Raw genomic sequence first — 14,694 nt, 5'->3', positions numbered from 1 at the left:
AAATGGAAAACCTATTGCCTATATTTTTATTAATTCCATTTTCAGGATTAGTAATTAGCCTTCTCTTTCCCGAAACCAAAGAAAAATGGATTAGTACCACTATTCTTATTGCAATGGGATCGTATGTCTTGTTTACCACTGCCTTTGTTTTAGTTTGGCTATGGAAAGATGTGGATTCTCTAAACATTAAAGAGATATCCTTGTACAATTATGGCGATTATAACTTCTTTATTGATTTTTATTTTGATAAAGTATCTGCTGTTTACCTTCTGTTTTCGGGGGTCTTATCGTATCTAATTGCACTTTATAGCAGAGTATATCTACACAAGGAACCAGGATACAAGTGTTTTTTTACCACCTTTTTACTGTTCTTTATTTCTATCCAAATTATAGTTCTAGCAGGAAATTTTGAAACTCTGTTTATTGGTTGGGAAATTCTGGGTGTATCCTCCTTTTTATTGATTACATACTATCGCCATCGTTATTTACCTGTACGCAATGGATTAAAAGTGTTTTCTATATATCGAATTGCAGATGTGGGTATTTTAATAACCATGTGGTTAAGCCATCATTTATGGCATGAAAACATTACTTTTGAACAGTTAAACAACTCGCAACTAGTAGCAGAACATTTAACTTTACATCCCCGTACAGGGATCATTATATCTCTTGCTATACTTTTGGCAGCAAGTGTAAAATCTGCTCAATTTCCATTTTCATCCTGGCTGCCCAGGGCTATGGAAGGTCCAACACCATCCAGTGCTATTTTTTATGGCTCGATTGCAGCTCATATCGGGGTATTTTTATTACTGCGTACGGCTTCTTTTTGGCAACAAATCTTTATTATAAAAGTTATTGTCGTTGTGCTGGGAATTATAACCGCTATCGTGGCTACAATTTCTTCTCAAGTACAATATTCTGCCAAGGCCCAGATAGCATATTCCTCTGTTGCCCAAATCGGAATCATTTTTATAGAAGTTGCCCTGGGCTTAGAAACCATTGCGTTAATTCATTTAGTAAGCAATGCTTTTTTAAGAAGCTATCAATTATTGATTAGCCCATCTATGGTAACATATTACATTAGGGAACAGTTTTACAATTTTGTGCCTTATGAGGAAAAACAAAAAAGTAACTGGCGTATAAAAAAGGAGGTCACCTTATATCTAATAGGGCTAAATGAGTGGAAATTAGATCAGTTTCTTTACAAAGTTTTTTGGAGCCCTGTAAAACGTTTAGGTAAACCATTAACCTATTTTCAACCAAAAACAGTAGTACATGTAAGTTTGGCAATATTGCCTATTCCTTTCTTTTTTGTAACAAACCAAATTGGTTTTACAAGTATCCTGCATCGTATTTTACCTGTTACCATTGCCGGGTTAGCCCTGCTTATGGTTATTCGTACATTTTCAGAACGTAAAAACCCGTTATTGGCCTGGACAATGTTGTCTTTTAACCATGTTTGGGTTTTACTGGCGATATCTTTTAACGATACTTTTAATACCTGGGATACTACTTTCTATTTATCCGGAATACTACTTTGCGGAGTTATAGGTTTTTATATACTCTACAAACTATCTAAAAAGGAAAAATTTGATTTAAATGATTTTTACGGACTAGCTTTTAAAAGAAAAAACACTGCTTTTTGGTATCTGTTATGCTCCTTAGGATTAATGGGGTTTCCTGTTACCACTACTTTTTTGGGAGAAGACTTGTTATTTATGCATATTGAAAAAGAACAGCTTTTACTCGCATCCTTAATCTCTTTCAACTTTATACTTACCGGCATTAGTTTAATGAGAATGTATGCCCGGATTTTTATGGGACCTGTTAATGATCCTGAAATTACCGTTGCCAGACGGTCCTCATAACTTAATATTAAAACAAACTAGATTTTAACAAAATGAATACAAAACAAAATATTAAAATCCCTGCCGATGGATGGCAGGGATTCAGAGAAAATTTTAAAACAGATGCTATTTCCGGATTTATTGTCTTTTTATTAGCGTTACCATTAAGTCTGGGTATAGCTAAGGCTTCTGATTTTCCTCCGGTAATGGGGCTTTTAACTGCTATTGCAGGCGGTGTTTTGGTTAGCTTTATTATGGGATCCAGACTAACTATAAAAGGACCTGCTGCTGGTTTGATCGTTATTGTTGCAGGTGCAGTTGCCGAATTTGGGCATGGAGACATTGTTTCTGGTTGGAAACTTGCTCTTGGTGCCATGGTTGTTGCAGGTATTGTACAAGTCCTTTTTGGGATATTAAAATTAGGCAAATTAGCCGATTTCTTTCCCCTATCTGCCATTCATGGTATGTTGACGGCTATCGGGATTATCATTATCGCAAAACAAATTCCTGTTTTACTAAATGATGATCCATTGTTAGCCAAAGGAATGGGACCTATAAAACTGTTACTAAATATCCCAAAATTTGTCATGAATCTTGACCCTAAGGCAGCAATGATTGGTATAATTAGTTTAATAATCATGATGGGCTGGCCATATATCAAGTCCAAAAACATTAAAATGATCCCTGCTCCTTTAGTCGTCTTACTATTCGCCATTCCTGCCGAGTTATTTATGCATTTTAAAGAAACAGAACCTGATTATGCTTTGGTAAAAATAGGGGGCTTTATAGAAAACCTAAATATAAATGTTAGTTTTTCGGGACTTTCACAAACAGGTACTTTTATAAAATATGTAATTATGTTTGCTTTGGTAGGAACTCTGGAGTCTTTATTAACGGTAAAAGCGATTGATATGCTGGATCCTTTTAAAAGAAAATCAGATATGAACAAAGATCTGATTGCTGTAGGACTTGGTAATGCTTTTGTTGCTATTTTTGGTGGAATCCCTATGATATCTGAAGTTGCAAGAAGTTCTTCTAATGTTAACAATGGCGCAAAAACCCGTTGGGCAAACTTTTTTCATGGTTTTTTTATTTTATTATTCTTAGTGTTGGCATCCCCTATTCTGGAGATGATTCCTAATGCTGCTCTTGCTGCTATGCTAATTACTGTAGGGATTAAACTTGCACACCCTAAAGAATTTGTACATACATTTAAAATCGGAAAAGAGCAACTTGCCATATTTTTGGTTACTATTTTCTTTACTCTCGTTGAAGATCTTTTGATAGGCATTGCAGCAGGAATGGTTCTAAAAATGATTATCCATATTTTTAACGGTACTCCTGTTTCTTCGTTTTTTAAAGCTCCCACAGTAGTCTCTTTTCAAGGAAACAACTACTTAGTTGAAATCAATAAAGCTGCTGTTTTTACTAATTATTTAGGTATAAAACGTAAACTAGAAGAAATCCCGTATGGTTTTAGCGTTACTATTGATTTAAAAAACACCAAATTAGTAGATCACTCTGTAATGGAAAATCTGGAGCATTTTAAACATGACTATGAAAATAATAATGGTGAAGTTAAAATTATAGGTCTTGAAAAACATGTTCCGTTATCCAAACACCCTTTGGCATCCAGAAAAAACAAAGAAGTGATTGTACCATAAAACCAAAGTGCACCACAAATTAATCACAGATTAACAATTTACTGTTTCCTTTTAGAAATGGACCCTGATTTATCTAGGCTTCGATTGTTTCTAATACCGGTTGCTTAAAATATTTATAAAAATGAAAAACCTGTATAGCATATTGATTTTATTATGGATTGCAATGCCAATCCAAGCACAAGAAACCATTCAACACGATCCAAACAGTACTTGGTTTACCCTTTCTAACAGGGTAAACATTAATAAAAAATGGAGTTTTAGCAATGAAATTCATGAACGTTTAGGGGCTTTTTTATCCGAGCAAAATACTTTTATAGAACGACCATCTATAGATTATCATCTAAACAATAATGTTGAGATAAGTCTTGGGTATTCATTTTTGAGCAATCGCATAACCCCCTCTGGTACTAATCTAAAGATCACCACATACGAAAACAATATTTGGGAGCAAGTACTGCTAAAACATAAAATAAGTACCGTGGATATTCTTCATCGGTTTCGACAAGAACATCGTTGGTTTGATGTATTTACAAAAGATAACAACGACAATTTTAACAAAGATGGTGTGGATTTTGCAAACCGTTTTCGTTATCGGTTAACCATGGTACTACCATTAAAAACTTTCGGAAATAAAAAAGTGTTATTCTTACAGGCTTTTGATGAGATCTGGCTACCGCAAACAGATAATCTTATACCAAAAAATTTTTCGAGAAATTGGTTTTATCTTGGGGTTGGCTATAAATTTAATTCTGGCACCAACCTACAACTAGGCTACATGAACCAGTGGGATGTAATTGCTACAGATACCTACAAATCAAAACCTATTATTCAAACTACTTTTGTAAAAAACTTTACACTATAGCTTTAACCTCAATTATCATTAAGCACTACCAAATACTGTTTTAGATCTTATACCAGCCAGGTCTGCAGAAAGACACAATTTATTGAATACTACTATCTAGTTATCTCCTGCACGTTGCAGGAGATAACTTTGTAAAAACATCGATATCTAGCAGGGTGCAGAACACCTATAAGATATTGTTTTTTAACAACTTACTGTTTTTTTTGATTTTATTTTATTTGGGAAAATATTTAGGTAGTTTGGACTTAAAAAAGTAATTTGATTTTGTTATATCAATCCTTTAAGAACCGGATATTTCTGGTTAACCCGGAAAACTTGGTTCTTTTTACCGCAGATTTTTGAAAAACCTTAGAAAATACTTCCTGGGTAATCTCCTCCCAATCTTTTTTAGTCATTTGCAGCAAATCTGGTTTTGGATCAAAAAGTGGTTCGTTATGAGATTTTGAAAAACGGTTCCAGGGACAAACATCCTGACAGACATCACAACCAAACATCCAGTTATCGAACTGTCCTTTATAACTATCCGGAATCTCTTCTTTAAGTTCTATAGTAAAATAAGAGATACATTTACTACCATCTACTACATGAGGCTCTACAATAGCCTGTGTAGGGCAAGCATCAATACAAGCGGTACAGGTACCACAATGATCTGTTACAGGAGTATCGTATTCTAAGTCTAAATCCAGAATTAACTCTGCAATAAAATAAAAAGAGCCTACCTTTTGTGTGAGCAGATTACTGTTTTTACCAATCCATCCCAACCCGCTTTTTGCTGCCCATGCTTTATCCATTACCGGTGCCGAATCTACAAATGCCCTGCCATGTACTTCGCCGATTTCTTCGTTTATAAAATCAAGCAACTGTTTCAACTTATCTTTAATTACAAAATGATAATCGGTACCATAAGCATATTTGGATATTTTTGGGGCATCCCGGTCTTTTTGTTTTTCTAGAGGATAATAATTGAGAAGTAAGGATACTACACTTTTAGAACCTTCAACTAGCTTTGTTGGATCTAGTCGTTTATCAAAATGATTTTCCATATAGCCCATCTGTCCATTCCTGTTTTGATGGAGCCATTTTTCCAGCCTTGGGGCTTCTTTCTCCAAAAATTCTGCTTTGGAAATACCGCATGACAAAAAACCAAGTCGTTTTGCTTCTTCCTTAATGGATTGTGTATATTTACTTTTTAAAATCAATTACATCTATTTCTTTATCTTACAATACCTATACAAGTTATAGATAAAACTTAACCCAATAATACGGTTGGTTTTCTTCATACAAGAGTAATAATCCCTGTAAAAATAGTAAATGCAAAACAGCAATATTATTAAAGTTGTTAATTGTTTTATTTTCTAGTTACTTTTTTGAAAAAAAAATCTTAAAAATAAAAAACATTTAGAAAAAATAGCTTCATTTGTAGTAGTACAATTATCTTTTTTGATATGTCTTTATAAAATATAACACATCCTTTAAATGGATTCGGATATCTGAAAAACCAGAAGTTGCTTTCAGAAGTATCCTACAGAGTTAGGAGCCGGGTTTTTAGTTTAACTTCTTCAAAGGACACACCCCTTCGATTTTATTTTTGTTTAATTCAATACAAAGATTGTTTGCTTTTATTTTGCAATCTTTCTTACTTGTATAATATTTATTATTGTTGAAAAAAAGTTTAAAAACTCAAAAAAAATTTCTCTTTGTTTCAAAATGGGGAGAATCATTAGATCTCGCTTATACTACTTCTTTAGAGGATAATTCTGTTAAAATGTATATTGAAGACAAATCTTCCAGAGAAATTGGTTTTGGATTTGTTAAAAAAGTTAACGACTGGAAAAAACATATAGATTGGGCAGATATTATTATTTTTGATTATACCGGTTTTGGAAAAATTTGTTCTGAATTAAAAGCATTGGGAAAACCAGTTATAGGAGGCACAGAATATACCGACATGCTAGAGCTGGACAGAAATTTTGGTCAAGACCAGCTTAAAAAACATAAAATAAAAACCCTCCCCTATTATGAGTTCAATAATTTTAAGGACGCAATACATTTTGTACAATCACGCCCGGATAGCTATGTTATTAAACCTTCGGGAGAAACACAGGATCTAAAACAGCTTCTGTTTGTAGGAAATGATGATAAAGGGGAAGATGTTATTAGAATCTTAAAAGCTTATGAAAAATCATGGGGGAACAATTTTGGAAATTTTCAGCTTCAGAAAAAAGTAAAAGGAGTAGAAATTTCTGTTGCGGCTTTTTTTAATGGAAATCAATTTATATATCCAATAAATGTCACTTTTGAACATAAAAAACTATTTCCTAAAGAATTAGGCGTATCTACCGGAGAAATGGGTACTAGCATGTTTTGGACAACAGATTCTCCTGTATTTGAAGCTACCTTAAAAAAGTTTGAATCTACCCTTGCTAAAAACAATTTTACCGGTCACATCGATATTAATTGTATTGTAAATGGTAATGGAATTTATCCACTAGAGTTCACTTCTCGTTTTGGATATCCTCAAATATGCATTCAAAGAGCCGGTATTATAGAGCCTATTGGTGAATTATTATATAAAATTGCAACCGGACTAAATTTTAAAATGCAAGTAAAAAAAGGGTTTCAGGTAGGCACATTGATTGTTGTTCCTCCTTTTCCTTATGATGATAAAAAGACTTTTCAACTTTTTTCTAAAGATGCTGTAATTGTTTTTAAGAAAAAAATGACAGAAGGAATCCATCCAATGCATTTAAAAATGATAAATGATGAATGGTTAATAACCGGTAGCATCGGTGCTGCTTTATTAATTACCGGTACCGGGTTAACAATGAAGGATGCACAACGTATGATGAATAACAGAATTAGCAACATTATTGTAAATAATTGCTATTACCGCACAGATATTGGCGACAGATGGCACGAAGATTCTGATAAGCTTTGGTCCTGGGGGCTTCTTTAATTTTTTACCATATTAACCTGACTGAAAATGATATTCAAACACAAAAATAATTTTCCCCAAAGTTTTTTTGAAATCCTGCCAATAGAGTGGCAAGAATCTATTATACCTTATTGGATAGAATATAAGGGGTATGCAAAAATTTATGTTTTAGAAGAAGAAGAAGAGCATATTATTGCAGGAGGTATTGTTTTTTCTATTTGTCCGCCAGATATGACAGATTTTAAAGAAAAAGCAGAAGACTGGTTTGAAAAAGGGCATCTTTATATTGGTTATTTATGGGTAAATCCAGACCGGAGAAATCAAAATTTGGGTTCTGAATGGCTATCCCGGTTAAAAAAACTTGATCCGGATCAAAAATATTGGCTAACAATCGAAGAAGAAAGATTAAAATCATTTTACGAAAAAAACGGGTTTTTAATGATTGAAACCTTAAAAATTGGCAACGATACAGAATGGGTGTACTCTTATGATCCCGTGCAGTAATATAATTATCTAACGCATAAAATAAGGTTTGCTTTTTGGGGTTTTAAGGTAATCAACGGTTTTATCTCTACCGTTTTGTGAATAGTATTGACTTTATATTTTTTTACCATATTACTTATTGTAAGAACCATTTCATACATTGCAAAATTGTTTCCTATACACATTCTTGGACCTGCACCAAACGGAAAATAATGGTCTGAATATTGTTTTTTATCTACATCTATACCAAATCTGTCCGGGTTAAATTGATCCGGATTGCTCCAAAAATCTTTGTGCCTGTGAATTTCAAAAAAAGAAATCAAAATGGTATTTCCTTTTTTGAGTTTAAGATTATTATACACATCGTCTTCTATAACCACTCTATCCGAAAAATAAACCGGAGGGTATAATCGCATTGCCTCTTCTATACATTGTTTGGTATATGTGTATTCAGCAATTTCGTTTATTAGGGATAATCCGTCTTTATCATCAAAAACCTCTGCATACACTCTGTCTTGTATTTCCGGATGCAATGCCAGCAGCATTAGTGTAAAAGTTAATGCATTAGAGGTAGTTTCGTGCCCTGCTACAAAAAGGATAAGTATTTCATCTATTAGCTGTTCGTTATCCATCATACTCCCATCGTCATACCTTGCAGCCAACAACATATCTAATAAATCGTTATACTCTTTATCCGATTTTTTTCTTTCTTCTATAATTGTATTAAGAATATCTCTTGCTTCTTGGGTTAATTTATGGGTATTCTTGATTTTTCCGCTAAGATAAAACCACCACCTTTTATACGGTTGTCGTATTTCTTTAATTAAAGATTTTTGGGCAGTTTCTGTAATATATTGCAATCTAGAAATGGTATTACCCGTATCTGTGTAACTAAAAAGCGATTTTGCTACTACATTAAAAGCAAGATCGCTCATTAAAGGAAAAACATCTATTACCTTATCCACAGTGATTTTATCAGACTCTTCTTGAATCACTTCTTTTATAATATCTATTAACGATTCCAGCTTTTTTTTATGAAATGCTGGTTGGATCAATCGTCTTTGTCGTAACCATTTTTCTCCGTTAGAAGTCAATAAACCTTCGCCAATATATTTTGCCAGGTCTTTTGTTTGCAGATCAGACTTTGCATATTTTTTATGCTGCTTTTGTAACATGTGTTTTGCAAAACCACCATCGCGAGTAAAAATAACCGATTTACCCGGTCCAATTTTCACTTTAAAAACATCCCCGTATTTTTGAAAGTTTTCATGATGAAAAGGGAGTGGGTTTTTAAGTATACGACCTGCATTTTTAAGCACTTTAAAAAAGGAAACTGTAGATAGGTTATTGTACATAAATAAGGTTTTTTATAGAAAGGAGAGTTATTTTAAAACAAACCTCCTTGAATGCCTCCTTTTATTCTGCCTAAGTGTTTGTATGCGGCTTCTGTTACCTCTCTCCCTCTTGGGGTTCGCATAATGAATCCTTGTTGTATTAAAAAGGGTTCATATACCTCTTCTATAGTCTCCGGGCTTTCGCTAACGGCTGTTGCTATTGTTGTTAATCCAACTGGCCCTCCTTTAAACTTATCTATCATGGTTAATAAAATCTTATTATCCATCTCGTCCAGACCATGTGCATCTACATTTAATGCTTTTAATGCAAATTTAGAAATTTCGATATCTATCTTTCCGTTACCCTTAATTTGGGCAAAATCACGTACTCTACGCAATAGAGCATTGGCTATTCTTGGTGTTCCCCTGCTTCTGCCTGCTATCTCAATAGCAGCTTCCATAGAGATTGGTACATTAAGTATATATGCACTACGCTGTACAATGGTAGATAGTAGTTCTGTAGTATAATATTGTAGTCTGGACTGGATTCCAAAACGAGCTCTCATTGGTGCTGTTAATAATCCTGATCTGGTAGTTGCTCCTACCAAAGTAAATGGGTTCAAATTAATCTGTACTGTACGGGCATTTGGGCCACTCTCGATCATAATATCTATTTTATAATCTTCCATAGCAGAATACAAATATTCTTCGACTATAGGGCTTAATCGATGGATTTCGTCTATAAACAAAACATCCCTATCGTCTAGGTTAGTTAATAAGCCTGCCAAATCCCCCGGTTTATCCAATACAGGCCCAGAAGTAACTTTGATACCTACCTTTAGTTCATTTGCCAAAATATGCGCTAATGTGGTTTTACCCAATCCGGGAGGACCATGAAAAAGGGTATGATCCAAAGCTTCGTCTCTTAAATTAGCCGCTTGAACAAAAATTTTCAAGTTTTCTAATACCTGATCCTGCCCGGCAAAGTCTTCAAAGGCGAGGGGTCTTAATGCTCTTTCTATATCCAGATCTTCACCAGAAAAATTTTCGTTTGTTGGATTAAGGTTTTCGTTCATTAGTAATAGTATTTAGAAAAAATGATCCCTTTGATCTTTATACTATATAAAATCAAAGAGTAAAACAAATATAATAATAAAGAGCTGCCTATGCTTTGATATAAGCAGTATTTATAGCAAAAGAAAAAGCCTTTTCGTTATTATGAAAAGGCTTTTGTTTGTTGTTTTAAGTATCTGTGTCTTTAATGATGCATTTCTTCTTCACCATCTTGTAGAGGAATTATCTGAGGAGCAAAATCTTGTCCTGCAATAACGTATTCTCCATTTTCATTAGTCTTACTGTAGTCATAAGGCCATCTATATACACTAGGAATTTCTCCCGGCCAGTTACCATGCATGTGTTCTACTGGTGTAGTCCACTCTAATGTATTGGATTTCCATGGGTTTTGGACAGCTTTCTTTCCGAAGAAAATAGAGCTTATAAAATTGTATAAGAACACTAATTGTGCTGCTGCTGTAATAAGTGCAAAAATAGTAATCAAAACGTTAGTATCTGTTAAATCATCAAAATACGGAAAATTAGAGTTGGTATAATAACGACGTGGTAATCCTGCCATACCTATAAAATGCATTGGAAAAAATACCCCGTATGCTCCAACTGCAGTTACCCAAAAATGTACATACCCAAGATTTTTGTTCATCATTTTACCATACATTTTAGGAAACCAATGGTATACTCCTGCAAATAAACCATATAATGCAGATATACCCATTACCAAGTGAAAGTGTGCTACTACAAAATAGGTATCATGTACGTTGATATCCAAAGTACTGTCCCCAAGAATAATTCCTGTAAGTCCTCCTGTAATAAAAGTAGAAACTAACCCTATAGAGAATAACATTGCAGGGTTAAGCTGCAAATTACCTTTCCATAATGTTGTTATATAATTAAATGATTTTACTGCAGATGGGATTGCGATCAATAGTGTTGTAAATGTAAATACTGATCCCAAAAACGGATTCATTCCTGATATAAACATGTGGTGTCCCCATACTATTGTCGATAAAAATGCTATTGCCAAAATAGAAGCTACCATCGCTCTGTATCCAAATATAGGTTTACGAGCATTTGTTGCAATAATTTCTGAAGTGATCCCTAATGCTGGCAGAAGTACAATATATACCTCTGGATGCCCTAAGAACCAGAACAGGTGTTCAAAAAGTACTGGAGAACCTCCTTGGTTATGCAAGACCTCTCCTTGTATATATATATCACTTAAATAAAATGAAGTACCAAAACTTCTATCCATTATTAATAGTAAAGCTGCTGACAACAATACGGGAAATGATACTATCCCAATAATTGCGGTAACAAAAAACGCCCAGATTGTTAATGGCAAACGAGTCATCGACATTCCTTTGGTACGCAGATTTATTACAGTAACCACATAATTTAATGACCCTAACAAAGAAGATGCAATAAATATAGCCATAGAGACCAACCATAAAGTCATTCCTGTCCCAGAACCACCAATTGCTTGTGGCAATGCGCTTAATGGCGGATAAATAGTCCATCCCGCAGATGCTGGTCCTGCCTCTGCAAACAAAGACAACACCATGATTATACTACTTAAAAAGAATAACCAATAAGATACCATGTTTAAGAATCCTGAAGCCATATCACGGGCTCCTATCTGTAATGGAATAAGAAGGTTACTGAAAGTTCCGCTTAAACCTGCCGTTAATACAAAAAACACCATTATTGTACCGTGTATGGTAACCAAAGCTAAATATATACTTGGATCCATTACACCGTTTTCTCCAAATTTACCCAAAAGTATTTCATAGATAGTAAATTGGTGGTCTGGCCATGCTAATTGCATCCTAAACAATAATGACATAGCAATACCTATGATACCCATTATCAAACCAGTAATCAAATACTGTTTAGAGATCATTTTATGATCCTGGCTAAAAATGTACTTGGTAATAAAGGTTTCTTTATGATGCCCGTGATCGTCGTGATCGTGATCGTGGTTATCTCCTTGAGTTGCTGACATAACGCTATTTCTTTTTTAATATAGTATATTAATTTTCTTCTTCTTAGTTGCTTGCTTGTGCAGATAATTGCTCTTCAAAAGTAGTTTGCCCTTTTAACCAAGCTTCATAATCTTCTTCAGATTCTACTATTATCTTCATTTGCATATTGTAATGAGAAACTCCACAAATTTTATTACACAAAAGATAATAATCAAATGTATACTCTTCTAAAGCTTCTTCACCTGAGGCTACTAATTTTTTACTTTTCTCTCTTCTTATCTTATTTATTGTAGCTACTTTTTCTACCATAAACTCGCTGTTTTTCATTTCTTCAGAAGTAAGTGTAGGCGTATAAGCAAACTCGGTAATCATACCGGGAACTACATTCATTTGGGCTCTAAAGAATGGCATATAAGCAGAATGCAATATGTCCTGAGATCTCATTTTAAAGATAACCTTTCGGTTTACAGGCAAATGTAATTCGTTGGTTATTTTATCGTCTTTTCCATAACTGTCAGAAACATCAAGTCCCAATGTATTAACTCCTTCTATAAAACGAACATTAGCTTTGCCTAATACGTTGTCCTCTCCAGAATATCTTGCTCTCCAGTCAAATTGATAAGCATATAATTCAATAATTAACGGATCTCCTTCCTCTTCATCAATATCCATGATATCTGTCCAGGTAAATAATCCATAAATAATTAATCCTGCAAGTACAATTACCGGAATAATGGTCCAAATAAATTCTAGCTTATCATTATCTGCAAAGAACAATGCTTTGTTTTCTTTTTTTCCTCTATACTTATAAGCAAAGAAATGCAATAGTCCTTGTGTAATAAACTGCACAATAAAAATCAGCACCATAGAGATCAACATTAATTGATCGTAATCTACCCCATGCTCAGAAGCAGATTCTGGCAAAAAGAAAGTATGATATTGAATAAAGCAATATGCGGTTAATAAATATAAGAATATTACAAATGCTAACATTAACTTACCTTGTAAGCTATTATCCTTGTCATTAGCTACTTGAGTATTAGTGTCACTTTTTTGGGACAATTTCAAAATTTTTGACATTTGCCACAATGTGATTCCAAAAAGTGCTATAACTACTATGGTTAAGAATACAGTCATTTTTATCTATCTTCTTTTTTACGATTCAACTGTTAATAATGAAAGTGTTTACTTTCTTCTAAATATGGATTTCCTTTTGCCAATAGCGGTGCTTTAGTAAGTGCTCTGAATACAACAAACAAGAACAATCCTAAGAACAACAATACTGCGCTTATTTCGCTAATACCAATAAACCAGGATTCACCAACGGTTGCAGGCATTATCATATTAAATACATCTATGTAGTGACCACAAAGAATTACAATTCCTGCCATTACAACAAACCAATTTACCCGTTTGAAATCACTGTTCATTAAAACTAATAATGGGAAAATAAAATTCATCACCAACATTCCAAAAAACGGAAGTTTATAATCCTCTATACGAGTAATAAAATAAGTTACTTCTTCTGGGATATTAGAATACCATATTAGCATAAACTGAGAGAACCAAAGGTATGTCCAAAATATACTTATCCCAAACATAAATTTAGCTAAGTCATGTATATGGCTATTATTTACAAATTCTAAATATCCTTTAGATTTCAGATAAATGGTTATCAAAGCTATTGTCGTTATCCCTGAAACAAACAGACTGGCAAATACATACCATCCAAACAAGGTACTAAACCAGTGTGGATCAAAGCTCATAATCCAATCCCAGGACATCATAGATTCTGTGTATATAAAGAATACTAAAAATCCTGCTGATATTTTAAAGCTTTTCTTATACCATTTATTTCCTGTGGTATCTTCATCTTGTAATCTGGAATATTTTACAGCAAAGTGACGATATAAGATCCATCCTCCTAAAAAGAATGCGGCTCTTATAACAAACCAGGTGCCATTTAACCAACTTGCTTTACCTTGAAGAAGTTTATCATTGGCTACAACCTCTGGATCAGCCCATACAAATAAATGATTTATATGAAATCCTGATAGTGCTAATATTACAAAAAGTATTAAACCTCCTGGTACCAAATATGCGGTTATAGCTTCCATTACCCTAAAAAGAACCGGAGACCATCCTGCCTGAGCAGCAAATTGTATTGCATAGAATGCCAAAACCCCCAAAGCTATCATAAAAAAGAAAAACGCTGCGGCATATAATGAAGCCCAGGGTTTATTTTGTAATTGGTGTAGCACATGTTCATAATGTGCATCGCCTCCATGTGCATCTTGCCCGTGGGTGTTTTCTCCATGTCCCTGGTCACCACCGTGATTCTCTTTTGCTTGTGAGTCACCATGACCACCTCCATGAGCGTCGTGTGATGCCATCATTTCTTTTACCTCCTCTATAGATCCCGGTCTTTGTGAAAATCCTATTACAAGACCTACAAGACCCACAACCATAAGGATGACAGAAAATAATCTTAATCTATTTGATAGCGTATACAT

At 34.0% G+C, this 14,694-nt stretch carries 11 protein-coding genes; 5 read left to right on the top strand and 6 right to left on the bottom strand.

The genetic code is table 11. From position 1 onward, the window contains the following. The first annotated feature begins 2 nt into the window (after positions 1–2). From ACZIYX_RS04455 to ACZIYX_RS04445, 3 genes are all read left to right on the top strand, one after another. On the top strand, positions 3–1,868 hold the full coding sequence (locus ACZIYX_RS04455; RefSeq protein WP_462680994.1) for a proton-conducting transporter transmembrane domain-containing protein: 1,866 nt from the start codon (positions 3–5) through the stop codon (positions 1,866–1,868). A 32-nt stretch (positions 1,869–1,900) separates the two neighbouring features. Continuing rightward, entirely contained in the window at positions 1,901–3,511 is a 1,611-nt protein-coding gene (locus ACZIYX_RS04450; protein ID WP_462680993.1) for a SulP family inorganic anion transporter, read from the top strand. Positions 3,512–3,632: 121 nt separating this feature from the next. Beyond that, positions 3,633–4,373, top strand: coding sequence for a DUF2490 domain-containing protein (locus tag ACZIYX_RS04445; RefSeq protein WP_462680992.1), 741 nt, complete (start codon positions 3,633–3,635; stop codon positions 4,371–4,373). 272 nt (positions 4,374–4,645) lie between these two features. Here ACZIYX_RS04445 and queG read toward each other — a convergent pair whose 3' ends face one another. Beyond that, complete coding sequence (queG, locus tag ACZIYX_RS04440; RefSeq protein ID WP_462680991.1) at positions 4,646–5,572, bottom strand: tRNA epoxyqueuosine(34) reductase QueG; 927 nt, start codon at positions 5,570–5,572, stop codon at positions 4,646–4,648. Positions 5,573–6,033: 461 nt separating this feature from the next. On the opposite strand from queG, the gene ACZIYX_RS04435 reads away from it, so the two are divergent. Further along, the gene (locus ACZIYX_RS04435) at positions 6,034–7,329 is read left to right on the top strand and encodes a phosphoribosylamine--glycine ligase (protein WP_462680990.1); all 1,296 of its coding nucleotides are present in this window, start codon (positions 6,034–6,036) and stop codon (positions 7,327–7,329) included. A 27-nt stretch (positions 7,330–7,356) separates the two neighbouring features. Continuing rightward, positions 7,357–7,812 carry a GNAT family N-acetyltransferase gene (locus tag ACZIYX_RS04430; RefSeq protein ID WP_462680989.1) on the top strand — a complete coding sequence of 152 codons (456 nt, stop codon included), beginning with the start codon at positions 7,357–7,359 and terminating at the stop codon, positions 7,810–7,812. A gap of 5 nt (positions 7,813–7,817) precedes the next feature. On the opposite strand, the gene ACZIYX_RS04425 is transcribed toward ACZIYX_RS04430, so the two are convergent. From ACZIYX_RS04425 to ACZIYX_RS04405, 5 genes are all read right to left on the bottom strand, one after another. Next, positions 7,818–9,146, bottom strand: coding sequence for a cytochrome P450 (locus ACZIYX_RS04425; RefSeq protein ID WP_462680988.1), 1,329 nt, complete (start codon positions 9,144–9,146; stop codon positions 7,818–7,820). A gap of 32 nt (positions 9,147–9,178) precedes the next feature. Next, complete coding sequence (gene ruvB, locus ACZIYX_RS04420; protein WP_462680987.1) at positions 9,179–10,201, bottom strand: Holliday junction branch migration DNA helicase RuvB; 1,023 nt, start codon at positions 10,199–10,201, stop codon at positions 9,179–9,181. Positions 10,202–10,383: 182 nt separating this feature from the next. Then, on the bottom strand, positions 10,384–12,201 hold the full coding sequence (locus ACZIYX_RS04415; protein ID WP_462680986.1) for a cytochrome c oxidase subunit I: 1,818 nt from the start codon (positions 12,199–12,201) through the stop codon (positions 10,384–10,386). A gap of 43 nt (positions 12,202–12,244) precedes the next feature. Continuing rightward, positions 12,245–13,318: a cytochrome c oxidase subunit II gene (locus ACZIYX_RS04410; protein WP_462680985.1), complete on the bottom strand. Its 1,074-nt coding sequence runs from the start codon at positions 13,316–13,318 to the stop codon at positions 12,245–12,247. Positions 13,319–13,350: 32 nt separating this feature from the next. Continuing rightward, the gene (locus ACZIYX_RS04405) at positions 13,351–14,694 is read right to left on the bottom strand and encodes a quinol:cytochrome C oxidoreductase (protein WP_462680984.1); all 1,344 of its coding nucleotides are present in this window, start codon (positions 14,692–14,694) and stop codon (positions 13,351–13,353) included.

It is taken from the genome of Aquimarina sp., from assembly GCF_977115655.1.
This window is presented reverse-complemented; position numbering and strand designations above follow the sequence as displayed.

Bases quoted from the DNA above. Each gene is read 5' to 3' on its own strand.
- ACZIYX_RS04405 (WP_462680984.1), bottom strand. From the start codon at position 14,694: ATGTATACGCTATCAAATAGATTAAGATTATTTTCTGTCATCCTTATG.
- ACZIYX_RS04415 (WP_462680986.1), bottom strand. From the start codon at position 12,201: ATGTCAGCAACTCAAGGAGATAACCACGATCACGATCACGACGATCAC.
- ACZIYX_RS04445 (WP_462680992.1), top strand. From the start codon at position 3,633: ATGAAAAACCTGTATAGCATATTGATTTTATTATGGATTGCAATGCCA.
- ACZIYX_RS04450 (WP_462680993.1), top strand. From the start codon at position 1,901: ATGAATACAAAACAAAATATTAAAATCCCTGCCGATGGATGGCAGGGA.
- ruvB (WP_462680987.1), bottom strand. From the start codon at position 10,201: ATGAACGAAAACCTTAATCCAACAAACGAAAATTTTTCTGGTGAAGAT.
- ACZIYX_RS04430 (WP_462680989.1), top strand. From the start codon at position 7,357: ATGATATTCAAACACAAAAATAATTTTCCCCAAAGTTTTTTTGAAATC.
- ACZIYX_RS04425 (WP_462680988.1), bottom strand. From the start codon at position 9,146: ATGTACAATAACCTATCTACAGTTTCCTTTTTTAAAGTGCTTAAAAAT.
- ACZIYX_RS04410 (WP_462680985.1), bottom strand. From the start codon at position 13,318: ATGACTGTATTCTTAACCATAGTAGTTATAGCACTTTTTGGAATCACA.
- ACZIYX_RS04455 (WP_462680994.1), top strand. From the start codon at position 3: ATGGAAAACCTATTGCCTATATTTTTATTAATTCCATTTTCAGGATTA.